We start from the raw sequence: 26,025 nt of genomic DNA on the forward strand, positions 1-26,025 counted from the left end.
GGATCGGCCTCGCGTCGAAGTGGAAGAAGGACACCCTCATGAAGCCTGCCCGTCTGGCACCCCTGCTTGTTGTCGCCCTCGTCGGGTGCAGCCCCAGCCCCACGGTGGCCGCCCAGGTGGGCGACACCACCATCACCACGGCCAGGGTCGCCGACATCGTGGCGGCCTGCCCCGCGGTGGGCACCACCCAGGTCACGGACTCGCTGGCGCTGCAGACGCTCATCCACGCGGAGATCTTCCGCGAGGTGGCTGACATCACCAGCATCAAGCTCGACGACAAAGAGTTGCGCTCCATCCTGCTGGCCGACGAGAACTTCGGACCGTTCCTGACGCAGGAGCCCGACTGCACCGACCTGCTCCTCGCGCAGGCCGCTTCCACGGTGCTGGGGGCCAAGGGTGAACCCGCCCAACTGGACGCCGCGCTCGCGCAGGTCCAGGTGGAGGTGAACCCCCGCTACGGCACGTGGTCCACGGAGAAGCTGGGCATCGAGGGCTCCGGTTCCCTGTCCACACCCGTCACCCAGGGCTGAGCCGTCCCGCCCGTGGCATCCGAACTGGAGCGACTGCGCGACGTGACGGCGGAGCTGCGGCTCCGCTGCCCGTGGGACGCGCGACAGACGCATGCGTCACTGCTGACGCACCTCGTGGAGGAGACCTGCGAGGTGGTGGATGCTGTGGAGTCCGGCGACGACGACGAACTCTGTGAGGAACTGGGGGACCTGCTGCTGCAGGTGTACTTCCACGCGCGCATCGCAGAAGACGAGGGCCGGTTCGCCCTTGATGACGTGGCTCGGGGCGTCAGCGACAAGCTGGTTCGCCGCCACCCGCACGTCTTCGCCGGCGAGGAAGCGCCTGACGACATCCGTGTCAGCTGGGAAGCCCGCAAGCGCGTCGAGAAGGGCCGGACCTCGTCGTTGCAGGGGATTGCGCAGTCGATGAGCTCCGTGGCCCGTGCCCAGAAGGTCATCTCCCGCACTCGCTCCCACGGCGTACCCGTCGCACTGCCCGAAGAGCCCGTCACCGCGGACGAGGTGGGTCGCGAGGTCATGAACCTCGTGGCGCGCGCCCAGGCCAGTGGTGTGGATGCCGACGCTGCCATCCGGGGCGCCCTGCGCACACTCGAGGCCGACATCACGGCTGCCGAAGAGGCGTCGCGGCACTGACGCTGCGGCATCGAGGTTGCGCGTAGGGATGGGGGTGCTCGCCCCGCCGATGCGGGTTGGCGATAGGCTGGGTCCGTTAGGTCCATCCTGGAAAGGCATCTTTTTATGGCATCCATTGAATACATCGAAGCGCGCGAAATCCTCGACTCGCGGGGCAACCCCACGATTGAGGTTGAAGTGCAGCTCGACTCCGGCGCGGGTGGCCGTGCCGCGGTTCCCTCCGGTGCATCCACCGGCGCCTTCGAGGCCGTTGAACTGCGTGACGGCGGCTCCCGCTATGGCGGCAAGGGCGTTCTGACCGCCCTCAAGAACGTCGTCGACGTCATCGGCGAAGAGGTCCTCGGTTTCGAGGCCTCCGAGCAGCGCCTCATCGACCACGCCATGCTGGAGCTGGACGGCACCCCCAACAAGGCCAAGCTGGGCGCCAACGCCATCCTCGGCGTCTCCCTGGCCGTGGCCCACGCTGCCGCCGAAGAGGCTGAGCTGCCGCTGTACCGCTACGTCGGTGGCCCCAACGCGCACATCCTGCCCGTTCCCATGATGAACATCCTCAACGGTGGATCGCATGCCGACTCCAACGTCGACATCCAGGAGTTCATGATCGCCCCGATCGGCGCCGAGAGCTTCGCCGAGGCCGTCGAGATGGGTGCGGCCGTCTACCACGCACTCAAGAAGGTTCTGAAGGACCGTGGCCTGTCCACCGGCCTGGGTGACGAGGGCGGCTTCGCGCCGAACCTGGAGAGCAACCGTGCAGCCCTCGACCTGATCCTGGTGGCCATCAAGGCCGCCGGCTACGAGGCTGGCACCCAGGTGGCCCTCGCCCTTGACGTCGCCGCCAGCGAATTCTTCAAGGACGGCACCTACGCATTCGAGGGGGCTCAGAAGACCTCCGAGGAGATGGTGGACTACTACGCCGGCCTCGTGGCCGACTACCCGCTGGTCTCCATTGAGGACCCACTGGACGAAGAGGACTGGGACGGCTGGAAGGCCATGACCGACCGTATGGGCGCCGACGTCCAGATCGTCGGCGACGACCTGTTCGTCACCAACGTGGAGCGCCTGCAGCGCGGCATCGACACGGCCACGGCCAACTCGCTGCTCGTCAAGGTCAACCAGATCGGCACCCTCAGCGAGACCATCGACGCCGTCGACCTGGCACACCGCAACGGGTACCGCACCATGATGAGCCACCGTTCCGGCGAGACCGAGGACACCACCATCGCCGACCTGGCCGTGGCCCTCGGCTGTGGCCAGATCAAGTCCGGCGCACCGGCCCGTACGGACCGCGTCGCCAAGTACAACCAGCTGCTGCGCATCGAGCAGGACCTCGACGACGCCGCTGTTTACGCAGGACGTTCGGCATTCCCGCGTTTCAAGGGCTGAGTCTGGTGGCATACCCGTCACACTGGATGAATGGGTAGGCCAGCAAGCAAGAAGAAGAGCACCGGTCCGGGTCGCGGTTCGCCGCGTACCCGGACTGCTGCGCGTCCGGGGGAGCGTGCGTCACGCGACGTCACCTCCCGCTCCGTGGCGATTGACGATGTGGATGCAGCCCAGCCGCCCGAGCCGACCCCGGGTATGCGTGGCGGGCGTGCGCTGGGCGTCACCTGGCGGCTCATCATCTTGGGTGTGGTGGTGGCCGCCATCGCCGTGACGCTGGCCCAGAGCCTGCGCGTCTACTTCGCCCAGCGCCAGGAGATCGCCCAGTACCGCTCCGAGATCCAGGACAAACGCGACGACATCGCTGAGCTCGAGGACCAGATCGCCCGCTGGAAGGACCCGGACTTCGTCCGCGCCGAGGCCCGCTCCCGCCTGGGCTGGGTCATGCCCGGTGAGGTGGGCTACCGCGTCATCGGGGCCGACGGTGAACCCATTGGCGGCGACTCCGCTGTCCTGGCCCCCGACGAACCCACCGGGCTGTGGTGGGAGCGCGTCTGGGGTTCGGTGGTGGTCGCCGACCAGCCCGTCGAGGAGGAAGCGCCAGCCACACCGGTGCCCGACCCTTCCACCGTGCCGTCGCCAACACCCAGCCCAACCTCCTAGCCAATGTCGGAGCCATTCGAGATGGGACCCATGAGCACACCAACACCCGAGGACCTCGCCGCCGTCGAGGCTCAGCTGGGCCGCGCACCCCGTGGCGTTGCCGCCGTGGCCTGGCGATGCCCCTGCGGCAAACCCGGCGTGGTGCAGACCTTGCCGCGCCTCGACAACGGCACCCCGTTCCCGACCACCTACTACCTGACGTGTCAGCGTGCCGTCGCGGGGTGCTCCACGCTGGAGGCCAATGGCGTCATGGCGGAGATGACCCAGCGGCTACGTGAGGACGAAGAACTGGCTGCCCGGTACCGCGCCGCCCACGATGCGTACCTGCAGGACCGTGAGGCGCTCGGGCATGTCCCGGAGATCGAGGGCATCTCTGCGGGTGGCATGCCGACGCGGGTCAAGTGCATCCACGTGCTCGTGGGTCATGCCCTGGCCGCGGGACCCGGCGTCAACCCGCTCGGCGACGAAGCGCTGGAGGCCATCGGTGAGTTCTGGCTGAACCCGTGCCAGGTGGGGCAGAGCGACGCGGAGGGCGAGCAGTGACGACCGTCGCGGCCATCGACTGCGGCACCAACTCCATCCGGCTCCTGGTGTTGCGCGGGCGGTCCGACGGCGGCACCACCGAGCTGTGCCGCGAGGTGAGGCTCGCCCGGCTGGGGCAGGGTGTGGACGCCACCGGCGAATTCCACGCCGACGCACTGGCGCGCGCCTTCGTGGTGTGTGACGAGTTCGCCGGCATCGTGGCCGATCTCGGGGTGGACAGGCTGCGGTTCGTGGCCACCTCCGCGGCGCGCGACGTCACCAACCGCGACGTGTTCTTCGACGGCGTCCGCGGGCGACTCGGCGTGGACGTTGACGTCATCACCGGCGACGAGGAGGCCAGATTGTCAGCCGAGGGCGTGCGCAGCGGCATCGAAGCACCTCAGCCCGCCCTGGTCCTCGACATCGGCGGCGGCTCCACAGAACTCGTGGTGGTGGAGGGCGACGACGTCGTCTTGTCCATCAGTCTCAACGTGGGGGCCGTACGTGTCCGGGAACGGTTCCTGCACACCGACCCGCCCACCACCGGGGAGCAGCAGGCAGCACGGGAGTTCATCGGGGGCCTGCTGGACGGCTCTGGCGTCGACTTCGGCGCCATCGCAACCGCTGTGGGCGTCGCTGGCACGGTCACGTCGGTGGCCGCCGCGACGCTGGGACTGGACAAGTATTCCCGGGATGCGGTGCACGGCGCACGGCTGAGCCGCGACGACATCGCCGCGGCCTGCGCCCACTGGACGACCACGAAGGTGGCCGACATCGAATCGGAGCCGTGCATGCACCCGTTGCGCGCCGGTGTCATCGGTGGCGGCTCACTCATCCTCGACGAAATCTCCGCGAGGGTGCCGGGCGGGTGCGTGTTGGTCAGCGAGACCGACATCCTCGACGGCATCGCCCACGAACTCCTCGGGTGAGGCACTGCCTGCTCAGGCGGGCCTCACCACCCCTGTCATCACGCATGTTCGTGCCGACCGTGCGAACGTGGGTGAACCCCGCGCCCTCGCGCACGCCACGTGTGACGTTGACGAGGACGGTTGCGGAGTACTTCGTCTGCGGGGATGTCAGCTGAACTTCACAGTGTTGTTGAACACCCACTGGTTCTTCAACGAATAGCGGTATCCGGCGGACGTCGGCGTGGAGACCACCACGGAGGTCCAGATGTAGCTGCGGCAGCCGTTGCGGCCCGTCGCGGCGGTGTCGCACTCGGTGCGCCAGTTGCGACCGTTGGCGCTCCATGACGCATCGCGGCCCAGGTTGTTGGTCTTCCACAGCGACCTCGCCGACGGCAGGTAGGTCAGGTTGTTGAACACCCAGCCGTTGGTGGAGACGTAGCGGCCCTTGTTGTGGCTCACCTGCGTGGCCCAGATCTCCGTGGTGCACCGCTTCGTCTGGGAGTAGGGGGCACAGGAGGTCCGCCAGTCGCGGCCGTTGACGTGGTGCGTCCCGGGCGTCGTGTAGACGTCGAGGGGCGAGCCGGTGGAGCCGGAGCCGTTCGACCCGGAGGCGGACAGCCATGACGCTCCTGAGGCGTAGAGCGTGCCGGGGGTGCGCAGTGAGCCGGCGTAGAAGTTGGCGGTGGCCCAGGACAGGCCGTTCTTGCGGACGAGCCCGACGGAGATCACCGTGTAGGCGGGGTTGAGGATGTTCTTGCGGTGCCCGGCGGAGTCCATCCACATCTGCATGAGGTGCACCGTGTCCTCATCGTTGGAGGTGTAGGCGACGTTCTCAGCCCACCGGTTGGCACCCGACCACCCGAAGTTCGAGTTGTGCGACAGGTTGTTGCTGTTGGCCATCTGCATGGACCACGGTTGGGAGATCTGCTGCGCGATCGTCGGCGCGAATTTCAGGGGCGTGAGCCCGTTGCTCTTCCGGATCGCGTTGTGGCGGTCCACGAGGTCGGCGACCTGCTGGGCGTGGTCCTTCTGCGACGAGGCGCCCGTGGCGGCATGGGCGGGTGCTGCGACAAGCCCGAGAAGAAGAGTGGTGGCGGCGATGAGCGCGACGATGAATCGTCCTCGCATGGGTGGAGTCCTTCCATATGACGGTCCCCACCGGCTATTTGATGCTAACAGCGCTCACCCCTGAACCTGAAACATGAACAAACGCCTAGACTGCTCCGCGGAGCAGGCCCTCGTAGCCCAACTGGCAGAGGCAGGCGGCTTAAACCCGCCACAGGTGCGGGTTCGAATCCCGTCGGGGGCACTGCGTGGCGTCCCGCGGCGGCGATGAAGCTGCCCACTACCACTTGCGCCGGTGGCCGGTACCATGGAGGGTAGCTCCATCAACCAGAAAGTTGCACCATGGCAAACCCCATCTTCAGGAACAGTGACACCTTCAACGGTCGTGCTGCGCAGCCGCAGGCCCCCTACCAGCAGGCACCCGGACAATGGGGCCAGCAGCAGAATGGCTTCCAGGGATACCCGCAGCAGGGCCAGCCGCAGGGTTACCAGCAGCCGCAGCCCACCGGTGGTGTGATGACGCTGGATGACGTGATCGCCAAGACTGCCGCCACCTTGCTGGTGGTGTTCCTGTCCGCCGCCCTGACGTTCATGTTCCTGCCCACCGACTTCATGTTCCCTGCACTCATCGGTTCGGCCCTCGTGGGGCTCGTGACGGTGTTCGTCGTGGCAGGTCGCCGCAAGGTGCCCGTCGGTGGCGTGCTGTTCTATGCAGCAGTGGAGGGTGTCTTCGTCGGTGCCATCTCGAAGTTCTTCGAGACGATGTACCCCGGCATCGTCGGCTCGGCCGTGCTGGCCACCTTCATCGCGGCAGGCGCAACCCTGGCGGCGTACAAGTTCTTCAACATCCGCGTGACCCAGAAGTTCCGCAAGTTCGTGTTCATCGCCACCGCGTCACTGGCCGGCGTCATGCTGGTCAACCTCTTCCTCTCCCTGGCGGGCGTCAACACCGGCCTCGTCGGATTCGGGAGCGGCGCCGGCCTGCTGTCCATTGCGGTGTCCGTGCTGGCCGTCGGCCTTGCAGTGTTCAACCTCATCATCGACTTCGACTTCATCGAGCGCGGCGTCGCCTCGCAGGCCCCGGCCAGCGAATCCTGGCGTGCGGCCTTCGGTGTCACGGTCACCATGGTGTGGCTCTACGTCGAGATCCTCCGCATCCTGTCCTACTTCAGGAACTGATGTCCGCTCAGCGAGCGAAGATGGCGCGCCAGCAGCGTCCGTGAGCTGATCGTCCAGTGCAACGCGCGCCACGTGCGCAGAGGCACCCAGTCAGCCCGTTCCGTCGATCCTCCGAGATCGTGGACAACGGGGTCGCTGGGTGCCTCGCTTGTTGCGCCGTAGACGATGCGCAGGGCGTGGAAGTCCTCCAGGACGCCGGTGGTCGAACGGCCGATCCAGTGGTCCGACTCCAGCGCCAGCACCCGCACGATCCGGATCTCCTGTCCCGCCTCCTCGAACACCTCCCGCAGGACGGCCTGTGACGGGGACTCACCCGGGTCGATGCCACCTCCGGGCAGGGTCCAGGTGCCGGGTGCGCCCGTGAGGGAGGAATTGACCGTGCCCAGCAGGCCGCGCTCGGACAGCACCACGGCGTAGGCGCCGATCCTCTGGTGCACCACGGGTTGCTGTGCTGCGCTCGGCTCCTCGTGCACCACGTGGCGCCGGCGTGGGCGCCGGTCCCCGGATGACACGTCGCGGACGAGGTAGGTAAAGACGATCTCGTCCTCAACAAGGTTGGCTGCCAGCGGCCGCACTGGGACGAAACCGCGGGCGAACAGCGCTTCGGCGGGATGTTCGCCGTGTCGGATGGTCACGTTGACCCTCTGGGAGCCCACGGGTGAGAGGACTCCAACGACACGCATCCGGCCAGTCTATCGGCTACCCGTGGAGCCATCAGGGCGTGCGTGGCCACCCCCTCGGCTACGCTGATCCGGCCAACAGGAACTCGAGGGGGACCAGATGGAGTACAGGGATGACGCCCGGATCGACACGGCCGAGGTTCGTCGTGGTGGCGGGTCCGGTCGACGCGGCGGCGGACGCATGGCCATCGGTGGCGGAGTGGGTGGCGTCGTCGTCCTCGTCCTGGTCCTGCTGTTCGGCAACAACCTGGGCATCAACCTCGAGGACGTCATGGGTACCGGCGACACCGGCCAGGACCCCGGGAACGGGCAGTCCGAGATCTCGTGCACGGGCCTGAAGGGCAGCGACCTCGAGGCCAACCCCGAGTGCCGGTGGGATGCCTACGCCAGCGCCATCCAGGGGTACTGGTCAACGGCCGTCGACGGCTTCGAGCCTGCCCCCATGCAGATCTTCAGCGGCCAGATCTCCACCGCGTGCGGCACCGGCTCCTCGGAGATGGGGCCGTTCTACTGCCCCGGCGATGCCACGGTCTACGTCGACACGCAGTTCACGGAGAAGCTCCTCACCCAGTTGGGGGCCACGGGCGGCGACGCCGCCGAGGCCTACGTGGTGGCTCACGAATTCGGTCACCACATCTCGAACCTGACGGGGCAGATGGAGAAGTCCCGCGCCGGTGGCAACGACACGGGGCCCAAGTCCAACCAGGTGCGGCTGGAGCTGCAGGCCGACTGCTACGCCGGCGTCTTCTTCGCCAACACGGTGAAGGACGCGAACTCACCCATCCAGAAGGTCACGCGTGATGACCTGGCCCGGGTGGCCGATGCCGCCAGCGCCGTGGGCGACGACCACATCCAGGAGCAGGGAGGCGGACGCGTGGTACCGGAGAGCTGGACGCACGGCTCGTCGGAGATGCGCCAGCGGTGGGTGACCAAGGGGTTCGACTCCGGTGACCCGAACGCCTGCGACACCTTCTCCGCCAAGGATCTCTGACGGCTCCTACGGGTGGCGGGGGCCTCAGCGCAGTTGGTCGGTGAGGTCGATGCCTCCCATGTCGGAGTGGAAGGTTGTGCCGTCGCACTGGTAGGTGGCCACGGGCTGCACGCGGTTGAAGCGGTTGTCGATCTCCACGGTGCATCCCTTGCCCGACTCGTCGTGCAGGGAGATGGTCCGCGCCAGCGCTGCCGGATCGACGACGCTTGCCTCGAAGGGGGTCAGCGGGGAAACCCCCGTCCGTTTCGACGAGAAGGTGGGCCGGTTCTGCATGCGTGCGCGGCGAACGATGGTGTTGTCGGGTCCGGGCATCTCGGCGTAGTAACCCCGTGAGGCATCGAATCCGATGGACAGGACGGGTCCCCGGCCGGGAGTCACGGCGTCAATGCCCTCCCGGATGTCGGCGACGCTGCGGGTGTCGAGGCTGCGGAAGACCGTGGCGTCCTTCCGGAAGAAAATGGTGTTGCTCTCCGGGGTGGTTGTGACACTCATGTAGACGTGACCCGGGCTGTATTCCACCACCTGCAGCACCTGACCGTTCGAGGACGTTCCCAGCAGGGCGGCGACGTCGAAGATGCGGCGGACGTTGTCCATGGCGAAGTCGGTGGGCCAGAAGGTGGTCTGGCGCAGGTACTGAACGTCAGTCTGCGCCACGTCGATGGTCCCGTCCCGCCAGCGGTAGCTGACGGCCTGCAGATCCATGCCCAGGACGGTCAGGGTCACCTCGTTGGCGGAGACGTCCAGCTTGAGGGCTGGCCGCAGGCCCGACACCTCGTGCAGTTCCTTCACGGCCAGGGCCGCACCGCCGTCCAGCAACGACTCCCTGATGCGGAACGGCATGGGTAGCGACGGCGTCGCCTCCGGGGAGGCCGACCGCCGGGTTTCGCTACGACTGGGACTCGGGTCCACCGTGCGCGAGGGGCTGGGCGACAGCGACGCAGGGGGTGGCGACGGTGAAGGCGTGGGGGCGGCGCTGACGATCGGTGTGGGGGAGGGCGAAACCGGGCTCGGGCCGGGCGGCACGCAGCCGGCCACCATCACCACGAGGGCAACGGCGGCTGTCCTGCGGGCATGGTTCACCCGCCAAGGCTACTTGGCGCCACGCTCAGCAACGAACGCACACCGTGGACGCACCTCAGGTGGGTGGTGTGGCGATCAACCCGGGGCGCGGACGTGGGTCGCCGGTAGGCTCGGAAACCACGAGACCACCGAGAGGGGTGATGGCATGGCGGCGCGGTTCCTGGTGTCCCACCCCTGCGAGGACGCCTGCTGCGAAGTGATGACGGACCAGGTGGTGGAAGGTGCGCCTGTGTACCGGTGCCCGGGCTGTGACTCGGAGTGGATCGAGCTGCGGGAACGCGGAAGCCTCCGCCCCGACTCAGTCAGTGCCGACGTGGTGGACGAGGCAGCGCCGCCACGACTCGCCAGGGGTGAATGACCGCAGCACCGGATGGCCCGTGTCCTCGAAGTGTTGTTGCGCGTGGTGCAGCCCCTCCACGCAACCGATGTGCCCGCACGTGAGGCACAGTGCCAGATCCTCGGGGCGGCGCCCCTCGGCCTCGCACTGCGTGCAACTCGTCATGCTGGCGGGCTTGATGTGCAGGGGTGCGTCCGCCAGATCCCGGCACGGTGCGTCATCGGGTCCCGCCACCGGCGGGGCGTTCTCAATGGACTCCGACTTGTCCGCGTGCCGCTGGAGGCCTGCCTCCTGGATGTCGAGCGAGGACAGCAGGTCGGCGATGAGAGCCTGCTCCACATTGTGGGTGGTGCGGAACTCCAGCACTGCCTGTCGCTGGGCCTGCAGCATCTCCAGGTTGAGTTGGCGTTGCGTGGCCTCCGGAGTCTCGGTGCCCTGGCGGTCGAGACGATCCCACAGGGACCTCAGCCGCTGGGTGTTGCTGCGCACGATCTCCCGGTAGGCGGCCTGCTCATCCTCGGTCTCGATGGTCTCACCCAGGTCGTGGAGTGCGCGGACGCTGGCGCGGTGCGTGACGATGACCTCCTCAACGGCGTCCTCACGGGCGTCAGGCCCGTTGGTGCCGAGCCGCTTGGCCAGCGCCGGCAGTGTGAGGCCCTGGCCCAGCAGGGTGCAGACCGTCACGAACAGCGCCACGAACACCAGCACTTCGCGGGCCGGGAAGTCGAAGGGCAGCGTCAGCGCCGCGGCGAGCGTCACCACACCGCGCATGCCGGCCCACCCCACCACGAGTGCGCCGGGCACCGACGCCCTGTTGAGTTTCCGGGAGACGACGACGGAGCCCAGGGTCCACAGGATCCTCAGCACCACGGCCGTGACGAGGGTGACCACTGACACCAGCAGGATGATGGGCCATTGCCACGCGGAGGAGGCGGCGTCAGCGAAGATTGACTTGGTCTGCAGTCCCACCAGGAGGAACACCGTGTGCTCCAGCAGCCAGGAGATGGTGCTCCAGTTGACCCGCTGCGCCACGCGCGACTGGGCATCCTGCTCCTCCTGCGCGCGGTGGTTCAGGACGAGGCCGGCCACCACCACCGCCAGCACGCCGGAGCCACCCACCTCCTCGACGGGCACGTACACGGCGAACGGCACCAGCAGGGACAGTGCGGTCCGGAGCTGCGGGGCCTCGAAGAAGTGGAACGCGAACCCCACGAGGCGGGCGGCGACGTAGCCGATGATGACGGCGCTGAGGGCCGCCCAGACGAAGTCGCCGGCCACCTGCCACCCACCGATGGCCATGCCCAGAGCGCCGATGGAGGTCCGCAACAGCACGAGCGCCGTGGCGTCGTTCACGAGCGACTCGCCCTCGAGCAGGATGGTGACCTGCCGGGGTAGGCCGACGCGTTTGGCCACGGCGGTGGCCGCCACCGCGTCGGGCGGGGCCACAACGGCACCCAGTGCGATCCCGACCGGCAGCGGCAGTCCCAGCAGCGCCGACGCGACCACGCCCACGGCCAGCGCCGTGGCGATGACGAGTCCGATGGACAACCACCCGATGGCCGCGATGTTGCGTCGGAAATCGATGAGCGAGGTGTTGAGTGCGGCGGCGTGCAGGAGTGGCGGAAGAATCCACAGCAGGATGAACTCAGGCTGCAGTCGGGGCACTTCAATGAACGGCAGGAAGGACGCCCCCAGCCCCACCAGCATGAGTAGCAGGGGGGCGGAGACGTGCAGCCACTGCGCCAGCCTCGAGACAACGAGCATGGCGAGCACGAAAATCGTGCCGCTGATCAGCAGCTCCATGTGCGTCCGTTCTGCAGGAGTGGGAGGCGTCGTGCTTCCCGGGAAGCATTCTTGCGGTACCCGTGGCACCCCGTCACGTGCGTATCAGTTGTACACTGCCCGGGTCGTTCTTTGGAGGTCCACGCACCGTGTCCCGGAGTGTGGGGCCACCGAACACATCGTGCGTCCGGGGTCAGGAGTACGTGATGGTCCGTCGGCAGACGAGTATCGCCAAGATCCTTGCGCCCTCACCATCTCCGCTCATCGTGCCTCGTGAGCGGCTGCTTGACTTCCTCGGTGCGGTGATGAGTCGACGGGTGACCACTGTTGTCGCCGGCTCGGGTTATGGCAAAACCACCTTGCTCGCTTCGTGGGCGATTGAGCATGACCCTGCCTGGCTCACGCTTGACGCCGGTGACCAGGACGTGGTCCGGCTCACCTTCGCGCTGGTCGCTGCACTACGGGTGCAACTGCCAGCGCTCGACTTCGGAGTGGGTGAGGCGCCCTTCAGTGGCGAGCTCGGTCCAGGGGCGAGCGGCGCCGTCACCGCGCACGCCGATGTTCTCGCGGGGGAGCTGGCTGCCGCGATCGCCGAGACGGCAACGACCGACATCGCCCTGGTGGTGGACGAGGTGGACGAGCTCTCCGGTGGTTCGCCGGGATCCCAGCTGCTTGACGCCCTGATCAGACAGGCCCCCGCCAGGCTGCACCTGGTCCTGATCGCACGCATCATGCCGCCGATCCGGCTGGGCCGGCTCCGGGCCCAGGGAGAGGTGCTTGCGCTCGACTCGCCGCGCATGGCTTTCACCCGGGAGGAGACGGCGACGGTCGTTGCCTCCCGGCTGGGGAAGTCGACCGCGTTGGCGGAGCGCATCCACAAGCTCACCTCCGGCTGGCCTGCTGCGGTGGCCATCGCCGTCGATGCGCTGTTGGATGTGCCGGAGTCGGACCGGTTGTCGGCGCTGGGGCGCGTTGGCGATCGCAGCGGTCCCGTGCAGAGCCTGCTCGTGGAGGATGTTCTCCCGAGACTGGATGACGTCGAGCGGCGCGTGTTGGAGCTTGCCGTCACCCTCGGACACATCTCGGCCGACACGGCGAGCGTCCTCGGCGTTCTGAACGCCGCCCCGGCCATCCGTCATCTGCTGAGCAAGGGACTGCTGGTTGCAGATGAGCTCTCCGAACAGGCTCGGGTGGTTCAGGTGGTGGCTGATGCGCTGACGGACGTCGCCTCCGCCTCTTTGGAGGATCCCCGCAGCATCCGCCGACGGATCGCCGTTGACTTGGAGCGCGGCGGGCGGTTCGCTGAGGCGCTGCAGATGTTTGTCGCTGCGCAGGACACCCCGGGTGCGCTCAGACTCATTGCGGCCGTCGATCCGTATGCGCTTCTGGCAGCCGCCCGCGACACTGTGCTGAGCTGGACCCCGACCGTGGCCGACCAGGAACGAACTCCCGAGCTTGATCTGTTGGAGGGTCTGGCTCGCTACGGCTCAGGCGACTGGGACGGGGCCCTGCGACGGCTGGAATCCCTCGCCGCGCGTGATGCGCGAGCGGCGCTGACCGCTGGCCTCATCCACCACCTCGACGGGTCCATAGAGTCCGCCCTCGCCCACTACAGAACCGGTTTGGCCGCTGAGCCCGACGACCGCACCCGCGCACTGCTGGCGGGGTGGGCCGCGGCCGTTCACTGGGTGCGCGGTGAGGTGCCCCGGTGCCGCGAACTGGTCGCGGAGGCCACACGGCTGGCGCAGGCCTGTTGGGACCCGCAGGCTCAGGCTGTCGCGGAGACGGCGGCCGCTATGTTGGCCGCCCTGGATGGGGACCGGAGGGCCAACGCGGCCCACTACTTGCGCGCACTGGACTGTGCCGAGCGAGCGGGCGACCCCCTGATGCTGGTTCGGATCCGGGCCAATCGTGCCTCGGCGCTCTGCGACGAGGATGCCTACCCGGCGGCCATTCAGATGCTGGACGAGGCGCTGCAGATCTGTGACATGGCGGGCGGTTCACCGTATCGGCGGCTGGTACTGACGAACCGCGGCCAGGCCCTGAGTCATCTGGGCCGGCTCGATGAGGCCGTCGACGACCTGCAGACGGCACGTGATGACGCCCAGAGCGCAGGCTCGGTGATCGGCGGGTATGCGCTGGCGTACCTCGGAGACGTCTATCACCTGCAGGGATTGTCCCTGCTCGCCAAAGCCTGCTTCGAGGAAGCGGTCACGGTCAGCAGGGCGGCCAACGATGTCCAGGGCCTGGTGCCGGCTCTGACCGGGTTGGCTCTCGTCGTCCTCGACGAGCAACCCGAACTGGCGGGTCGTCTCGCAGCACAGGCCGTGGCGCTGCGCAGCGCTCCTGGGCGTGCCCGTGCCCTTGTGGTCGCCGGGAGAGTTGCGCTCGCGTGCGGTGATCGGGAGCGCGCCCGGGCGTTCGCGAGGGAGGCCGAGGCGCTCGCTGGTGCCCGTCGCGACCGCAGTCACCTGGCGGAAGCGCTGGAAATTCTGGCCGTGTGCAGTGGGGATGCCGAACAGTCCTCCCGGCTGCTGGACCAGGCCGAGGCATTGTGGCAGACCGTCGGCGACCCCATCGGTCACGGATTCAACCAGGTGATCCGTGCGGGGATGAGCGTCGATTCCCTGTCCGAGGAACTGTTGGGGATCGCCGACGGTGTGGCCGGGCGTACGGGTGCACGTCGATTGCATGATGCGGTGGCGCGGGCGCAGGATTGGGTGGAGGCCAGCAGTCGGCGGTTGGTTCACGTCTGTGTCCTCGGGGCGTTCGACGTGAGCGTGCAGGGGTGCCGCATCCCTGGATCGGCGTGGCAGTCCAAGCGGGCGCGTGAGTTGCTCAAGATCCTGGTGGTCCGGGGCTGCCCCGTGCCGCGTGGGGTGTTGCTTGAGCTGCTCTGGCCCGAGGATGCAATCCAGGCCGCCGGGCGACTGTCAGTGACGCTGTCCACTCTGCGCTCCGTTCTGGATCCTGAGCACGGCCATCCCGCCGACTTCTTTGTCGTTGCCACGGGTGAGTGCATCTGGTTGGACTGGGCCCACGTGGATGCTGATCACCGCCAGTTCAGCTCCGACGCCACGACCGGTCTGAGATTGTGGGCCTCGGGCGACCCGGCCGCGGTGCGCTTGCTCGCCAGGGCGGAGGCGGCCTATACCGGCGAATTGCTCTCCGACGAGCCTTACAGCGATTGGTCCAGCCAGGACCGCGACGATGCTCGCCTGGCCTACGTCTCGGTGTGTCGGGCGCTCGCCCAGAACGCGGCCGCCTCCGGCGACCATGAGGCATCTTCCCGGCTGCTGCTCCGGCTCCTCCGCCACGACCCCTACGACGAGCCGGCCTCGCTCAACCTGGTCTCCACGTTGACCACGCTGGGACGCCATGGCGAGGCCCGGCGTGCCTACCACCGCTATGTGCAGTGGATGAGTGAGTGGGGTCTGGAACCCCAGACCTTCTCCCGTCACCACTGAAAGCCCTCCTGAAGAAAACCCGAAGGCCACGCGAACCGACCTGAGGAGGCTGGTCTCATCAACGTCCTTCAAAGGAGGAACTGCAATGAGAACCATCTATCGAGTCCTGGCCTATCTGATCGCGGCACTGGTGGCGGTGCAGGCGGCGGTCATGGCCCTGGGCGTCTTCGGTCTCTTCGCCTGGATCCAGGGCGGCAGCGTCCTGGACAAGGCAGCCATGGAGTCCAACACCACGGACTTCGCAGGGGTTGGCGGCTTCGAACTCCACGGCACGTTCGGAATGTCGGTGGTCCCCGTCGTCGGCCTCGTACTGCTGGTCGTCTCCTTCTTCACAAAGATGACCGGGGCAACCCGATGGGCGTTGCTGGTGGTGGCCAGCATCATCTGTCAGGTCCTTCTGGGGATATTCGCCCATGAAATTTACTGGCTGGGTGCTCTGCACGGCCTGTTCGCTTTCATCCTGCTGGCCTGCGCGGTCGTCGCTGGACGTCGGATGGTGTCGAGAAATGTGACCGCTGCCACGATCACGACACAACCCGTCAAAGCCAACGCGGACATCAGCTGAGCTGATGATGGACGGGGAGCACACGATGGCTGTCAGACGTGGGGGCGGGCACAGGGGGGAGTCACGCCCCCGTGGGGCGAGGCGCCACCGGCTTCGGCTGGTGGCGCCTGTCGCCTTTCTCGTCGTGACACTCGGGCCTGTGTGCTGGCTGTGGGCGAGCAGTCTGATGCCGGCCGCCTACTCCGTACTGGACATGGGATACCCGGACCACGGTGGCGGCCCATCGGTGATGGATCATGGAGAGCACACGATGCCGAGCCGGAGCGTGACTGACTTCGTGGCTGATCCCGGACGGGTGGCCGACGTCACGTTCGACCTGGTGGCCCGGGAGCAGGAGGTGACGATCGGCGGGAGGGCCATGCCCGGGTACACGCTCAACGGCCGGACGCCGGGCCCGATGATCAGTGCTGTCGTCGGGCAGTTGATCGAGGTCCACCTGTGGAACCAATCCGTGGCAGCCGGTGTCAGCCTGCACTGGCACGGCCTCGACGTCCCGAACGCGATGGACGGGGTGGCAGGTGTGACGCAGGACGACGTGGGGGTCGGTGAAGAGTTCACCTACCGGTTCGTGGCCGAGGACGAGGGCACCTACTGGTACCACTCGCACCAGGCGTCCAACGAACAGGTGTCGAAAGGACTGTTTGGTCCGCTGGTGGTTCGTCCATCGAGTCCGGCTTCGGACATGGCTGAGGTCATCGCCGTGGCACATGTGTACGGGGGCAACCGTACGCTGAATGGCCGCACGGGTGACCAACCGGTGGAGGTTCGCCCCGGAGAGCGGGTACGCGTCCGAATCATCAATACCGACAACGGCCCCATGGACGTCTGGGTCGGGACGTCGTACACGGTGTTGGCCGTGGACGGCCGGGAGCTGCACGGCCCGACACCCGTGGCACATCACAGCCTGGTCGTGACCGCAGGTGGGCGCGCCGACCTCGAAGTGAGGACGCCGCGGGACGGAACCGCCGTCCGGGTCCAGCTGAGCCAGAGCACCGCGGTCATTCTGGGCCACGGCGCCGCGCCGCCAGTAGCGCACCCGACCTCTGCGCTCGACATGCTGCACTACGGCACCAGAACGTCCATCGGGTTCGATCCGGGCCGGCCGGACCGGGTGTTTAAGTACTCCATCGGCCGTCAACCGGGGTTTTACCGGGGCAGGCCCGGGATGTACTGGTCGATCAATGGCCACCTATACCCGGACGTTCCGATGTTCGTGGTGGAGGAGGGGGACGTCGCAGTCATGCGAATCGCCAACCACAGCGGTGAGGTCCACCCGATGCACCTGCACGGGCACCATGCAGTCGTGTTGTCGCGCAATGGCGTCGCCAGCACCGGATCGCCGTGGTGGGTGGATTCCTTGAACGTGCTGGATGGCGAGACGTATGACATCGCCTTCCTGGCCGACAACCCGGGAATCTGGATGGACCACTGCCACAACCTGAAGCACGCAGCCATGGGCATGATCGCCCACCTGATGTACGCCGGTGTCACCACGTCGTTCGTGGTCGGCGGTCAGGCGGGCAACCAGCCCGAGTAGGACTGCGGGGTGTCGGTGGTCAGCCGCAGGCCACACCCGTCGCATGCACAGGGCAGTAGCCGCCAGGGTTCTTGTCGAGGTACTGCTGGTGCTCGTCCTCGGCGTAGTAGAACGGCAGGTCGGGAGTGATCTCCGTGGTGATCTCACCGTAGCCAGCCTCCGTCATCCGCAGCTGGTAGGAGTCGCGGGACCGTGTTGCCGTCGCAAACTGCTCGTCGCTGACGGGGAAGATGGCGGAGCGGTACTCCGTGCCGACGTCGTTGCCCTGGCGGGCACCCTGCGTCGGGTCGTGGTTCTCCCAGAAGATCTGCAGGAGCTCGTCGTAGCTGACCTTCGAGGGGTCGAACACCACCCGGACGGTCTCGGCGTGCCCGGTGCGACCCGTGCAGGACTCCCTGTACGTGGGGTTGGGCGTGAAACCGCCCATGAAGCCGACGGCGGTGTTCACCACGCCATCGGTGCGCCAGAACAGGCGCTCCTCTCCCCAGTAACAGCCCATGGCGAAGTAGGCCACGTCGCAGCCCTCTGGCACCTCGTCCAGCGGGAGCCCCAGCACGGTGTGTCGGGGAATGGGGTTGAGCACTGCGGTGTCGCGCCCCTGCAGCGCATCGTCCTCGCCCACCATCTGCGGCTTGAGGGATTTCTTGATCCAGCCCATGACGTCGATATCCATGGTGGAAAGTCTAGGTCGCCCCGCAACCCCGCCCCAGTGTCAGCTGATGCGCCAGTCGATGGGGTCGGCGCCCTGTTGCACAAGTGCGGCGTTGGCCCTGCTGAAGGGTCGGGATCCGAAGAAGCCGTGGCGCGCAGACAAGGGGGAGGGGTGAGGGCTGCAGATGGCGGGCACGTCGCCCAGCAGCGGCAGACACGTCTGCGCGTCCCGACCCCACAGGATGGCCACCAGCGGGCCGCCGCGCGCGGCGAGCGCGCTGATGGCGGCGCCGGTGACGCCCTCCCAGCCCCTTCGCCTGTGCGAGCCCGTGACACCCGGCTGCACCGTGAGGACACGGTTCAGAGGCAACACGCCCTGGGTGAACCAGGCGCTGAGGTCGCCGTGGCTGGCCGGGGGGGTACCGAGGTCGGACTCCATCTCGGCGTAGATGTTCGTGAGGCTGCGGGGCAGGGGGGAGACGTCACGGGCCACGGAGAACGCCAAACCGACGGAGTGCCCGGGGGTGGGGTACGGATCCTGTCCCAGGATGAGGACCCGGACGTCAGCCATGGGACGCGTGAACGCGCGCAGGACGTTCTCAGCGGCTGGCAGGTATCCCCGGCCCTCAGCCAGTTCGACGCGCAGGAAGTCGCCCATCTGGTGGATGGTCGGTTCCACATCCGAAAGAGCCTCAGCCCAGTCATCGGCGAGCAGTTCGGTCAGCGGTCGAGGCATGCACTCAGCGTGCCACAGCGCGCGGCCAGATTTGGAGTTCAAGGAATGGAAAAACAGCTTGCCAATTATCGAGGTGGAGTTTACAATCGTGCAATGAGCAATGTTGATCTGGGTCCGATTCTGGACGACTTGGCAGCGGGGCGCATCGACGCCGCCGAGGCCAGTCGCAGAATCGATGAACTGAAATCGCGGCAGACCGGCGAGCAGGATGCCGACAGCCCGAAGAGGGCCAAGGCCTCCCGGGATCAGGGCCCCCGCACCGGTGGTTTGACGAAAGTGGCCATCACGTCCGTGGGGCGCCGCGTCCGCGTCGAGGGTGACCCCTCGGTGTCGACGCTGGTCGTGGAGGGCCGCCACGTCCTGCGCCGCAACGGCACCGTCATGGAGGTCAGCAGCACGGGCGAGTTCGGGCCGAGCTTCCAGGGCTTCTCGCTGATCCGCCCACCCCGCAGCCTCGACGACTTCCGCGACATCGGGCTGGGCAAGGAACTGCTGGTGCGTGTGAACCCGAACCTGGTCGTGGACGTGGAGGTGACCACGGGAGGGCTGAAGACCACTGGGGTGCCCCGCCTCGGCCGTATCCGTGTGACCGCGGGCGGCTGCACGCTCGAGGGCGTTGACGAGGTCGGCGACCTCCTGGCCCAGGCTGGCGGCGTCACACTCGAAGGACCGATCAGCACGGGACGCTCCCGGGTGAAGGTGGAGTCCGGCAGCCTCAGCATCCTGCTGACGCACGGCGCCAACGTCACCGTCCGCGGCGAGGCCCGACTGGGCCGCATCACCTGGCCGGACGACAACGCCGAAGTCGACGAGTTCATCGTCGGCAATGGATCGGCACGCCTCGACGTCTCCGTCGTCATGGGCATGGCAACCATCAAGGTGGAGGACTGACACATGACACATCACCTGTACCACGCACCGGCGGACTGCCCCGTCTGCGGGGATGACCTCATCGTCACCCGCAAGGGCTGCCGCACCTGCGGCACCGAACTGGCAGGCGAGTTCACCAGCTGCGCCTACTGTGGACTCGAGACGAGCGAACTTGACCTGCTGCGCGTTTTCCTGACATCGCGCGGCAATCTCCGGGAGGTGGAGAAGCACCTCCAGGTGTCCTACCCGACGGCCCGCGCTCGGCTCGACGCCGTCATCGACAAGCTGGGATTCACCCCGACCGGCGACGCTGCGGACAGCCAGTCCGACCCGAGCGACCCGGTGACCGGCGAGCCCGCGGAGGAGCCGATGTCACCCCAGGAGCAGGTGCTGGCACGCGTCGCCGCTGGTGAGATCAGCGCCGACATCGCAGCGACCCTGCTGGCCAGCCTCTGAAGGCCGGCCACCAGGGTCGTTGTCGAGTAGGTCGGGAAGTCCGTCAGAGCGGGCGGGCCGCGGTGATGGTCACGTGGATGGTCTTGCCGTTGGGGGCATCGTAGGAGGCCTTGTCGCCCACCCGCCTACCCACGACTGCGGCGCCCAGGGGTGACTGGGGCGAGACGGCCTGTTCAATGGACTCGTCGGTTCCCAGCACCTCGCGGCTACCGAGCAGGAACGTCTCCGTGTCGTCGGGGTCGCCGTCGTAGGCGACCGTCACGACCTTGCCGGGGGTGACATCGTCGGGGTCGCCTTCCGGTTCGCCGACGTGGGCCGTCTCCAGAAGGTGCTCCAGCTGGCGGATGCGGCTCTCCATCTGGCCCTGTTCCTCTTTGGCAGCGTGGTAGCCGCCGTTCTCGCTGAGGTCACCCTCCTCGCGGGCAGCCTGGATGCGGCTGCTCACTTCGGGGCGGCCAATGTTCTTGAAGTGGTCCAGTTCAGCCTCGAGCTTGTCGTAGGCCTCCTGTGTCAACCACACAACGTCGGGGGTGATGTCGGACATTGCGCCACCCTATCCGTTGATGAGACACCTTTCCACCGACACGGACGTGGCTTGCTTGAGTGTCTTCATCGTGAGGCTGACGGTCGTCAGGGTCTCGGTGCCCGGGGGCACCTCAACGTCGAGCTCGCCGACATACTCGTAGCTCACCGCCTGGGCGAAGAGGGAGCACGTCGCGGCCTGGCCCGGATCGGTGCGTTGCACCACGATGGTGACCGCAATCTCCTGCGGCGACGTGACGTCGAACTGGCGCACCATGGCCGCCACGGGCGGGTTGGAGCGTTGCACGCCCGCCACCACGACAACGGAGATGGCGGCGACCAGCGCTGCCACCGCCACCACGGCCACCAGGATGTCGACGGGCTTGCGCCGCGGGTAGCGGGCGGCGATACGTCCCCGGTCCTCATCGCTCATGGGTCTGATCACGGACCCCATTGTGCCGCGTCGCCCCGGTATCCGCCTTTCGGGCACCTTTTGACAGTGCTGGACGCGATCGCGACACAATGTGGCGCATGACTTCTGTTGGCGGCTCCGGGCTGCGGCTCCTCCACGTCCATGCGCACCCCGACGACGAATCGAGCAAGGGTGCAGCCACCACGGCCAAGTACGTCGCCGAAGGTGTGGAAGTGATGGTGGCCACCTGCACCGGCGGTGAGCGCGGGTCCGTGCTCAACCCGAAACTGGCCCACGACGAGACTGTCCTGCACAACATCGCCGAGATCCGGCGGGCCGAGATGGCCGCCGCACGGGAGATCCTCGGGGTGGAGCAGCGCTGGCTCGGTTTCGTGGACTCGGGCTTCCCCGAGGGTGATCCCCTGCCGCCGCTCCCGGACGGCTGCTTCGCCCTGCAGGACCCCGTCGAGGCTGCCGGGCCCCTCGTGCAGATCATGCGGGAGTTCAAGCCACACGTCGTCACCACCTACGACGAGATCGGCGGCTACCCCCACCCCGACCACATCCAGTGCCACAACGTGACCATGGAGGCGTTCGTCGCCGCCGCCGACCCGGCGCGATGGCCGGAACACGGTCCCGCCTGGCAGGCCGCCAAGTTGTACTACCACATGAGTTTCCACAGGCGGCGCTACGCGGCGCTGGAAGAATTGATGCACCAGCATGGCATGGCCTCGAAGCAACCCGTGCCCATCCGCGACGATGATCCCTACTCCGACGGGCGCCTCACCACGTTCATCCACTGCGCCGAGTACTTCGAGGTCCGCAACGCGGCGCTGGTCGCCCACGCCACGCAGGTGGACCCGGACGGCCCCTGGTTCGCCGTGCCGCTTGCCATACAGCAGGCGGGATGGCCCACGGAGGACTACCAGTTGAAGATCTCCAAGGTGCCCACCATCATCCCGGAGGATGACCTGTTCGCCGGGCTGCGGGAGCCCCTGGTGTCCGACTACGTCATCTGAGGTGAACGGCGACGGGTGGCGCCACGGCCGAACTGCAGCCACGCGGCCAGGCCACCACCCAGGGCCCCGCCCAGGTGGCCCTGCCAGGACACGCTCGACGCTGTCGGCAGCAGGCCAGTGAGCACGCCCCCGTAGACCAGCAGGATGACCACTGCCAGAGCGATCTGGCCCGGGCGCCGGGTGAAGAACCCGCGGATCAACAAGTACGCGAGGTAGCCGAACACGAGGCCCGAGACGCCCAGTGTGATGGACCCGGGTGGCGCGGTGAGCCACACCGTGACACCGGAGACGACGACGGAGACCACCGTCGTGGCGAGCCACCGGAGGAACCCGGCAACGTAGGTCAGCACCCCCAGCACCAGGAACGGGCCTGAGTTGGCGACCAGGTGCGCCCACCCGAAGTGCAGCCACGGCGCCAGCACGATGTGGCCGGCGGCATCCACGTCGCGGGGGATGATGCCGAACTGGTCCAGGCTGTTGTTCGTGGACTGGTCGACTGCCTCCAGCAACCACATGACGGCCAGCAGGCCACCCACCACGATGACCGCGCGGAGCCAGGGGTTGGGCTGTGTCGTCGACGCCGGGTGTCTCATGCCTCCAAGTGTGTCAGCCCCGGAAAATCCACAGGGAGTCAGTGGGTAGCCTTACGGCCATGCCGAATCGTCTTGCCGCCTCCGCCAGCGACTACCTGCTGCAGCACGCGCACCAGCTCGTGGACTGGTGGGAGTGGGGGGACGAGGCCAGCGCGCACGCCGCCCTGACGGACAAGCCCATCCTGCTGTCCGTGGGCTACGCGTCCTGTCACTGGTGCCACGTCATGAGCCACGAGTCGTTCGACGACCCCACGATCGCTGCCCTCATCAACGAGTACTTCATCCCCATCAAGGTGGACCGGCAGCAGCACCCCGACGTTGATGCCGTCTACATGGCCGCGACGCAGGCCATGAACCACGGCTCCGGTGGGTGGCCCATGACCGCGTTCCTGACACCGGAGGGCAAGCCGTTCTTCACCGGCACCTATTTCCCGCCGGAGCCGCGCCCGGGGATGCCGTCGTTCCGGCAGGTACTGGAGGCCATGGGTGAGGCCTGGCGCGAGCGCCGTGGCGACCTGGCGGCATCCGCGGAGCAGATCGTGGGGTACCTCACGTCGGCCTCCGAGCCGGAACAGCACGACGCCGCCCCGGACCTGCGCGCCGCTCTCGACTCGATCGAGGACGACTTCGACATGATTCACGGCGGCTTCGGCACATCGCCCAAGTTCCCGCCCGCCACCGTGCTGGACGCCCTGCTCGTCAAAGGTGAGCCACGCTCCCTGGAGATTGCGCAGCGCACCTTGGAGGCCATGGCCCGGGGCGGCATCTGCGACCAGGTGGGCGGCGGCTTCCACCGCTACAGCGTCGACGCCGGCTGGGTGGTGCCGCACTTCGAGAAGATGCTCTACGACAACGCTCTGCTGCTGGGAACCTACGTGCGCGGGTGGCGTCGGACGGCCGACCACGATGCCGGACTCCGCGCCCTGATGCAGCGCACCGCCTACCAGATCGTTGGCTGGCTGGCGCGCGAGATGCGCCTCGGGTCGGGAGGGTTCGTTTCCGCCCTGGATGCCGACTCCTGCGACATCCGCGGCGCCGTGTTCGAGGGGATTTTCTACGCCTGGAACGAGGAGCTGCTCATCGACGTGCTCGGGGAACCAGACGGCCGCTGGGCCGCAAACGCGTTCCACGTCACGGCAGGCGGCACCTTCGAGGACGGGTTGTCAGTCCTGCAGCTGCGCGGACGGCCGGACTTCGAGCGACTTGACGACGTGTGCGCCCGGCTTCTGCAGTCGCGGGAGGAGCGGTTCCGCCCCGCAACGGATCGCATGGTGGTGGCCGCCTGGAACGGGCTCACCATCTCCTCGCTGACCACAGGTGCCATGGTGTTCAACGAGCCCAGTTGGCTGGAGATGGCAGTGGGCGCTGCGCAGTACCTCGTGGACGTGCACCTCGTCGACGGGGACCTGCGCCGCAGTTCCCTGGAGGGTGTGGTGGGCGGCGCCGTCGGTGCCGCCGAGGACTTCGGTGCGGTGGCCGAGGCGTTCGCCACCCTGGCGGGCGCCACGGGCGACGCCGCCTGGCTGCGGCGTGCCGAGGCGCTTCTGGAGCGGGCCGTGGCACTCTTCGGCCATGAGGACGGGGGCTTCTACGACGCGCCGGACACCGGTCTCTTCGACCGACCCCGATCACTCACCGACCACGTCACGCCCAGCGGCACCTCCGCCCTCGTCGCGGCGCTCCGGGTGGTGGGGCTGCTGGCCGAGCGCCAGGACTTCCTCGAGCGGGCCGACGTGGCCGCACGAACCACGTGGAGCGCCGTCGCGAGCTCACCGCGCTTCGCCGGGTCGGCGCTGACGGATCTCCTCATCAGCGACGAGGCGCGCCGTGGGCTGAAGCCTGCCACGGCCGTCGTGACCACGGAGGACCCGTTCGACGAGCTCACCCGCGCCTCCTGGCGCCTGGCGCCAGCCGGATCGGTTGTGCTGGGTGCCCGACCGGAGGCCGACGGCTTCGGGACCCTGCTGGAGGGCCGGGGGGAGCGCGCCGCCTACGTGTGTCGCGGGACCGTCTGCTTCGATCCGGTCACCGACTACAACAACCTCAAGACACCGCTGTGGAGCCGTGTCTGACGAGTGGATGGCTGCGGTCAAGGGTTGCCTTGGGTCGCGGTACCTACGTTCAGCCAGCCGTGGGTCTGGGCTGAACGGGCGTGGCCGTTACCAAACTGTGACCTTTTTGATTTCTGTCGTCGTATTTACGGAATAATCAACCCCCCGTAGCTTGAACCCATGAAGGCCGAACGCAGCCTCGCAGATCAGCACCGCCAAGCCGTGCTGGATGTCCTCCATGACGGCGGACGCCTCACGCGAAACCAAATCTCCCAGCGGGTGGGTGTGACCCGTTCGACTGTCTCCGAGGTGCTGTCCGGGCTTCGCGACGAAGGTGCAGTGGTGATCGCGGATTCCGTGAGGATGCCGGGCCGCGGTCGCCCGGCAGAGGTACTGAGCCTCGACCCGAGCGCAGCCCGCTACATGGGAATCGACTTCGCGCACAATCGCGTGCTCGTGCTCGTGACCAATGCCTCCGGTCACGTCATCGCTACGGATTGCCGCGCGTACCTCCCTGATCAGGGATGGGGTGCTCGCTGCGCCATCGCCATCACCTTGGCCGAGGACTTCGCAAGGTCTGATCTTCTGCACTACCGGTTCCTGCAGGGCATAGCCATAGGCCTGCCGGGACCCAATTCGGCCCTGTGGGATTCCAGTGTTGTGGCGGCCCCCCTTGAGCCGTATCAGCAAGTTGGCGCACGCGTCTGCGAACTGTTCGGGAAGCGATTCGGCGTCGGAGTGTGGGTGGATCATCACATTCGCTTTGCCGCTCTGGGAGAGGCGACGCACCCCAACGCCTCAGCGGAGGGCAACCTTCTCTACCTCAGACTCTCACTTGGAGTCGGCGGGGCCATCGTCACTGGCGGCCTCCCGGTACGGGGAGAGCACCAGCTTGGAGGCGAAGCCGGCCACGTGATCGTGGACCGGTCCGACCGAGCCAGGGACTGTCGGTGTGGACGGCGAGGGTGTCTGGAAACCCTGGCGTCGGTCGGTGGCGTCCTGCAATCATGCCGCGAACTCGGGTTGGGGGTGTACACCATCGATGCCGCCGCCGAGGCCGTGCGTGACAACCACACGGCGGCCCTCGAGGTCGTCAACGACGTCGCCAGGGTCGTTGGTCAGGTACTCGGTACCGCTGCTGTCATCCTCGACCCTGCTGAGATTGTTCTGACCGGTGAGGTCGCCCGACTTTCGGTGGACTTCACCGCCCGCGTAGCGAAAGCGCTGGCCGGAGAAGTCCTCCCATCGGTCACCATCCCTGTTCGCTTGGCCCACCTCGGCGATGAGGCGGGCGCGTTGGGTGCCGTCGCCTCCCTCACCACTGCTTTTCATCCCGCGCAACGAACGAAGGAGTTCGCCATGTCCTCTCTGTCCCCCGAATTGCACGGAAGGTGAG

At 67.5% G+C, this 26,025-nt stretch carries 26 protein-coding genes and 1 tRNA gene; 18 read left to right on the forward strand and 9 right to left on the reverse strand.

The annotated features are described in order from the left end of the window. The first annotated feature begins 38 nt into the window (after nt 1-38). From EAX62_RS06365 to EAX62_RS06390, 6 genes are all read left to right on the forward strand, one after another. Nucleotides 39-530: a hypothetical protein gene (locus EAX62_RS06365; protein ID WP_121900735.1), complete on the forward strand. Its 492-nt coding sequence runs from the start codon at nt 39-41 to the stop codon at nt 528-530. A 12-nt stretch (nt 531-542) separates the two neighbouring features. Beyond that, nucleotides 543-1,163, forward strand: a complete 621-nt coding sequence (locus tag EAX62_RS06370; RefSeq protein ID WP_121900736.1) for a MazG family protein — start codon at nt 543-545, stop codon at nt 1,161-1,163. Between the two features lie 105 nt (nt 1,164-1,268). Continuing rightward, entirely contained in the window at nt 1,269-2,546 is a 1,278-nt protein-coding gene (gene eno, locus EAX62_RS06375) for a phosphopyruvate hydratase (protein ID WP_121900737.1), read from the forward strand. A 30-nt stretch (nt 2,547-2,576) separates the two neighbouring features. Beyond that, nucleotides 2,577-3,206, forward strand: a complete 630-nt coding sequence (locus EAX62_RS06380) for an FtsB family cell division protein (protein ID WP_121900738.1) — start codon at nt 2,577-2,579, stop codon at nt 3,204-3,206. A gap of 30 nt (nt 3,207-3,236) precedes the next feature. Continuing rightward, the gene (locus tag EAX62_RS06385; protein WP_121900739.1) at nt 3,237-3,749 is read left to right on the forward strand and encodes a DUF501 domain-containing protein; all 513 of its coding nucleotides are present in this window, start codon (nt 3,237-3,239) and stop codon (nt 3,747-3,749) included. After that, a complete protein-coding gene (locus EAX62_RS06390; protein WP_121900740.1) occupies nt 3,746-4,657 on the forward strand; it encodes a Ppx/GppA phosphatase family protein in 912 nt (303 codons plus the stop codon). Before EAX62_RS06385 ends, EAX62_RS06390 begins: the two co-directional genes overlap by 4 nt. Before the next feature lie 147 nt (nt 4,658-4,804). On the opposite strand, the gene EAX62_RS06395 is transcribed toward EAX62_RS06390, so the two are convergent. Beyond that, entirely contained in the window at nt 4,805-5,764 is a 960-nt protein-coding gene (locus tag EAX62_RS06395) for a CAP domain-containing protein (protein WP_121900741.1), read from the reverse strand. 106 nt (nt 5,765-5,870) lie between these two features. Here EAX62_RS06395 and EAX62_RS06400 point away from each other — a divergent pair. Next, nucleotides 5,871-5,945: transfer RNA gene (locus tag EAX62_RS06400), tRNA-Leu, on the forward strand. A 98-nt stretch (nt 5,946-6,043) separates the two neighbouring features. Continuing rightward, nucleotides 6,044-6,880, forward strand: a complete 837-nt coding sequence (locus EAX62_RS06405; RefSeq protein WP_121900742.1) for a Bax inhibitor-1/YccA family protein — start codon at nt 6,044-6,046, stop codon at nt 6,878-6,880. Here the strand turns inward: EAX62_RS06405 and EAX62_RS06410 are convergent. Further along, nucleotides 6,865-7,563 (reverse strand): NUDIX hydrolase, encoded by a 699-nt coding sequence (locus EAX62_RS06410; RefSeq protein WP_121900743.1) that lies wholly within the window; start codon nt 7,561-7,563, stop codon nt 6,865-6,867. The two genes, EAX62_RS06405 and EAX62_RS06410, sit on opposite strands and share 16 nt — an antisense overlap. Nucleotides 7,564-7,660: 97 nt before the next feature. Here EAX62_RS06410 and ypfJ point away from each other — a divergent pair, with 97 nt between their 5' ends. Continuing rightward, nucleotides 7,661-8,551 carry a KPN_02809 family neutral zinc metallopeptidase gene (gene ypfJ, locus EAX62_RS06415; RefSeq protein ID WP_121900744.1) on the forward strand — a complete coding sequence of 297 codons (891 nt, stop codon included), beginning with the start codon at nt 7,661-7,663 and terminating at the stop codon, nt 8,549-8,551. A gap of 24 nt (nt 8,552-8,575) precedes the next feature. On the opposite strand, the gene EAX62_RS06420 is transcribed toward ypfJ, so the two are convergent. Beyond that, nucleotides 8,576-9,391 carry a hypothetical protein gene (locus EAX62_RS06420; protein ID WP_158600574.1) on the reverse strand — a complete coding sequence of 272 codons (816 nt, stop codon included), beginning with the start codon at nt 9,389-9,391 and terminating at the stop codon, nt 8,576-8,578. Between EAX62_RS06420 and EAX62_RS16675 the strand changes: the two genes are divergently transcribed. After that, complete coding sequence (locus EAX62_RS16675; protein ID WP_233557825.1) at nt 9,390-9,989, forward strand: hypothetical protein; 600 nt, start codon at nt 9,390-9,392, stop codon at nt 9,987-9,989. The two genes, EAX62_RS06420 and EAX62_RS16675, sit on opposite strands and share 2 nt — an antisense overlap. On the opposite strand, the gene EAX62_RS06425 is transcribed toward EAX62_RS16675, so the two are convergent. Then, nucleotides 9,930-11,771, reverse strand: coding sequence for a cation:proton antiporter domain-containing protein (locus EAX62_RS06425; RefSeq protein ID WP_121900746.1), 1,842 nt, complete (start codon nt 11,769-11,771; stop codon nt 9,930-9,932). The two genes, EAX62_RS16675 and EAX62_RS06425, sit on opposite strands and share 60 nt — an antisense overlap. Before the next feature lie 185 nt (nt 11,772-11,956). Here EAX62_RS06425 and EAX62_RS06430 point away from each other — a divergent pair, with 185 nt between their 5' ends. The 3 genes from EAX62_RS06430 to EAX62_RS06440 all read left to right on the forward strand — a co-directional run bounded on the left by EAX62_RS06430 (nt 11,957) and on the right by EAX62_RS06440 (nt 17,319). Continuing rightward, entirely contained in the window at nt 11,957-15,217 is a 3,261-nt protein-coding gene (locus tag EAX62_RS06430; protein ID WP_121900747.1) for a BTAD domain-containing putative transcriptional regulator, read from the forward strand. Between the two features lie 85 nt (nt 15,218-15,302). After that, nucleotides 15,303-15,782 (forward strand): hypothetical protein, encoded by a 480-nt coding sequence (locus tag EAX62_RS06435; protein WP_199711134.1) that lies wholly within the window; start codon nt 15,303-15,305, stop codon nt 15,780-15,782. A 124-nt stretch (nt 15,783-15,906) separates the two neighbouring features. After that, complete coding sequence (locus EAX62_RS06440) at nt 15,907-17,319, forward strand: multicopper oxidase family protein (RefSeq protein ID WP_233557826.1); 1,413 nt, start codon at nt 15,907-15,909, stop codon at nt 17,317-17,319. A gap of 19 nt (nt 17,320-17,338) precedes the next feature. On the opposite strand, the gene msrA is transcribed toward EAX62_RS06440, so the two are convergent. Continuing rightward, complete coding sequence (msrA, locus tag EAX62_RS06445; protein ID WP_121900748.1) at nt 17,339-17,992, reverse strand: peptide-methionine (S)-S-oxide reductase MsrA; 654 nt, start codon at nt 17,990-17,992, stop codon at nt 17,339-17,341. Between the two features lie 39 nt (nt 17,993-18,031). After that, complete coding sequence (locus tag EAX62_RS06450) at nt 18,032-18,706, reverse strand: uracil-DNA glycosylase (RefSeq protein WP_121900749.1); 675 nt, start codon at nt 18,704-18,706, stop codon at nt 18,032-18,034. 93 nt (nt 18,707-18,799) lie between these two features. Here EAX62_RS06450 and EAX62_RS06455 point away from each other — a divergent pair, with 93 nt between their 5' ends. After that, on the forward strand, nt 18,800-19,597 hold the full coding sequence (locus tag EAX62_RS06455) for a hypothetical protein (RefSeq protein WP_121900750.1): 798 nt from the start codon (nt 18,800-18,802) through the stop codon (nt 19,595-19,597). Nucleotides 19,598-19,600: 3 nt separating this feature from the next. Beyond that, nucleotides 19,601-20,032, forward strand: coding sequence for a DUF2089 domain-containing protein (locus EAX62_RS06460; protein ID WP_121900751.1), 432 nt, complete (start codon nt 19,601-19,603; stop codon nt 20,030-20,032). Nucleotides 20,033-20,075: 43 nt separating this feature from the next. Here the strand turns inward: EAX62_RS06460 and greA are convergent, their stop codons facing one another. Then, nucleotides 20,076-20,576 (reverse strand): transcription elongation factor GreA, encoded by a 501-nt coding sequence (gene greA, locus EAX62_RS06465; protein ID WP_121900752.1) that lies wholly within the window; start codon nt 20,574-20,576, stop codon nt 20,076-20,078. 9 nt (nt 20,577-20,585) lie between these two features. Beyond that, nucleotides 20,586-20,999: a DUF4307 domain-containing protein gene (locus EAX62_RS06470; protein ID WP_158600576.1), complete on the reverse strand. Its 414-nt coding sequence runs from the start codon at nt 20,997-20,999 to the stop codon at nt 20,586-20,588. A 77-nt stretch (nt 21,000-21,076) separates the two neighbouring features. Between EAX62_RS06470 and mca the strand changes: the two genes are divergently transcribed. After that, the gene (mca, locus tag EAX62_RS06475; RefSeq protein WP_199711135.1) at nt 21,077-21,985 is read left to right on the forward strand and encodes a mycothiol conjugate amidase Mca; all 909 of its coding nucleotides are present in this window, start codon (nt 21,077-21,079) and stop codon (nt 21,983-21,985) included. Here the strand turns inward: mca and EAX62_RS06480 are convergent. Next, nucleotides 21,973-22,578 carry a rhomboid family intramembrane serine protease gene (locus tag EAX62_RS06480; protein WP_121900755.1) on the reverse strand — a complete coding sequence of 202 codons (606 nt, stop codon included), beginning with the start codon at nt 22,576-22,578 and terminating at the stop codon, nt 21,973-21,975. The genes mca and EAX62_RS06480 overlap by 13 nt on opposite strands. 59 nt (nt 22,579-22,637) lie before the next feature. Here EAX62_RS06480 and EAX62_RS06485 point away from each other — a divergent pair, with 59 nt between their 5' ends. Further along, entirely contained in the window at nt 22,638-24,650 is a 2,013-nt protein-coding gene (locus EAX62_RS06485; RefSeq protein ID WP_121900756.1) for a thioredoxin domain-containing protein, read from the forward strand. A gap of 159 nt (nt 24,651-24,809) precedes the next feature. Then, nucleotides 24,810-26,024 (forward strand): ROK family transcriptional regulator, encoded by a 1,215-nt coding sequence (locus EAX62_RS06490; protein WP_121900757.1) that lies wholly within the window; start codon nt 24,810-24,812, stop codon nt 26,022-26,024. Nucleotide 26,025 lies beyond the last annotated feature (1 nt).

This window comes from Tessaracoccus antarcticus (assembly GCF_003688855.1).
GTDB classification, from domain to species: Bacteria; Actinomycetota; Actinomycetes; order Propionibacteriales; family Propionibacteriaceae; genus Arachnia; species Arachnia antarctica.

Excerpts from the sequence above, each read along its gene's own strand:
- EAX62_RS06480 (WP_121900755.1), bottom strand. The coding sequence starts at position 22,578 with ATGAGACACCCGGCGTCGACGACACAGCCCAACCCCTGGCTCCGCGCG.
- EAX62_RS06420 (WP_158600574.1), bottom strand. The coding sequence starts at position 9,391 with ATGCCGTTCCGCATCAGGGAGTCGTTGCTGGACGGCGGTGCGGCCCTG.
- EAX62_RS06485 (WP_121900756.1), top strand. The coding sequence starts at position 22,638 with ATGCCGAATCGTCTTGCCGCCTCCGCCAGCGACTACCTGCTGCAGCAC.
- EAX62_RS06435 (WP_199711134.1), top strand. The coding sequence starts at position 15,303 with ATGAGAACCATCTATCGAGTCCTGGCCTATCTGATCGCGGCACTGGTG.
- EAX62_RS06395 (WP_121900741.1), bottom strand. The coding sequence starts at position 5,764 with ATGCGAGGACGATTCATCGTCGCGCTCATCGCCGCCACCACTCTTCTT.
- greA (WP_121900752.1), bottom strand. The coding sequence starts at position 20,576 with ATGTCCGACATCACCCCCGACGTTGTGTGGTTGACACAGGAGGCCTAC.
- mca (WP_199711135.1), top strand. The coding sequence starts at position 21,077 with ATGTGGCGCATGACTTCTGTTGGCGGCTCCGGGCTGCGGCTCCTCCAC.
- EAX62_RS06455 (WP_121900750.1), top strand. The coding sequence starts at position 18,800 with ATGAGCAATGTTGATCTGGGTCCGATTCTGGACGACTTGGCAGCGGGG.
- ypfJ (WP_121900744.1), top strand. The coding sequence starts at position 7,661 with ATGGAGTACAGGGATGACGCCCGGATCGACACGGCCGAGGTTCGTCGT.
- EAX62_RS06425 (WP_121900746.1), bottom strand. The coding sequence starts at position 11,771 with ATGGAGCTGCTGATCAGCGGCACGATTTTCGTGCTCGCCATGCTCGTT.
- EAX62_RS06430 (WP_121900747.1), top strand. The coding sequence starts at position 11,957 with ATGGTCCGTCGGCAGACGAGTATCGCCAAGATCCTTGCGCCCTCACCA.
- EAX62_RS06380 (WP_121900738.1), top strand. The coding sequence starts at position 2,577 with ATGGGTAGGCCAGCAAGCAAGAAGAAGAGCACCGGTCCGGGTCGCGGT.
- EAX62_RS06460 (WP_121900751.1), top strand. The coding sequence starts at position 19,601 with ATGACACATCACCTGTACCACGCACCGGCGGACTGCCCCGTCTGCGGG.
- EAX62_RS06365 (WP_121900735.1), top strand. The coding sequence starts at position 39 with ATGAAGCCTGCCCGTCTGGCACCCCTGCTTGTTGTCGCCCTCGTCGGG.
- eno (WP_121900737.1), top strand. The coding sequence starts at position 1,269 with ATGGCATCCATTGAATACATCGAAGCGCGCGAAATCCTCGACTCGCGG.
- EAX62_RS06410 (WP_121900743.1), bottom strand. The coding sequence starts at position 7,563 with ATGCGTGTCGTTGGAGTCCTCTCACCCGTGGGCTCCCAGAGGGTCAAC.
- EAX62_RS06450 (WP_121900749.1), bottom strand. The coding sequence starts at position 18,706 with ATGCCTCGACCGCTGACCGAACTGCTCGCCGATGACTGGGCTGAGGCT.
- msrA (WP_121900748.1), bottom strand. The coding sequence starts at position 17,992 with ATGGATATCGACGTCATGGGCTGGATCAAGAAATCCCTCAAGCCGCAG.
- EAX62_RS06385 (WP_121900739.1), top strand. The coding sequence starts at position 3,237 with ATGAGCACACCAACACCCGAGGACCTCGCCGCCGTCGAGGCTCAGCTG.
- EAX62_RS06490 (WP_121900757.1), top strand. The coding sequence starts at position 24,810 with ATGAAGGCCGAACGCAGCCTCGCAGATCAGCACCGCCAAGCCGTGCTG.
- EAX62_RS06405 (WP_121900742.1), top strand. The coding sequence starts at position 6,044 with ATGGCAAACCCCATCTTCAGGAACAGTGACACCTTCAACGGTCGTGCT.
- EAX62_RS16675 (WP_233557825.1), top strand. The coding sequence starts at position 9,390 with ATGGGTAGCGACGGCGTCGCCTCCGGGGAGGCCGACCGCCGGGTTTCG.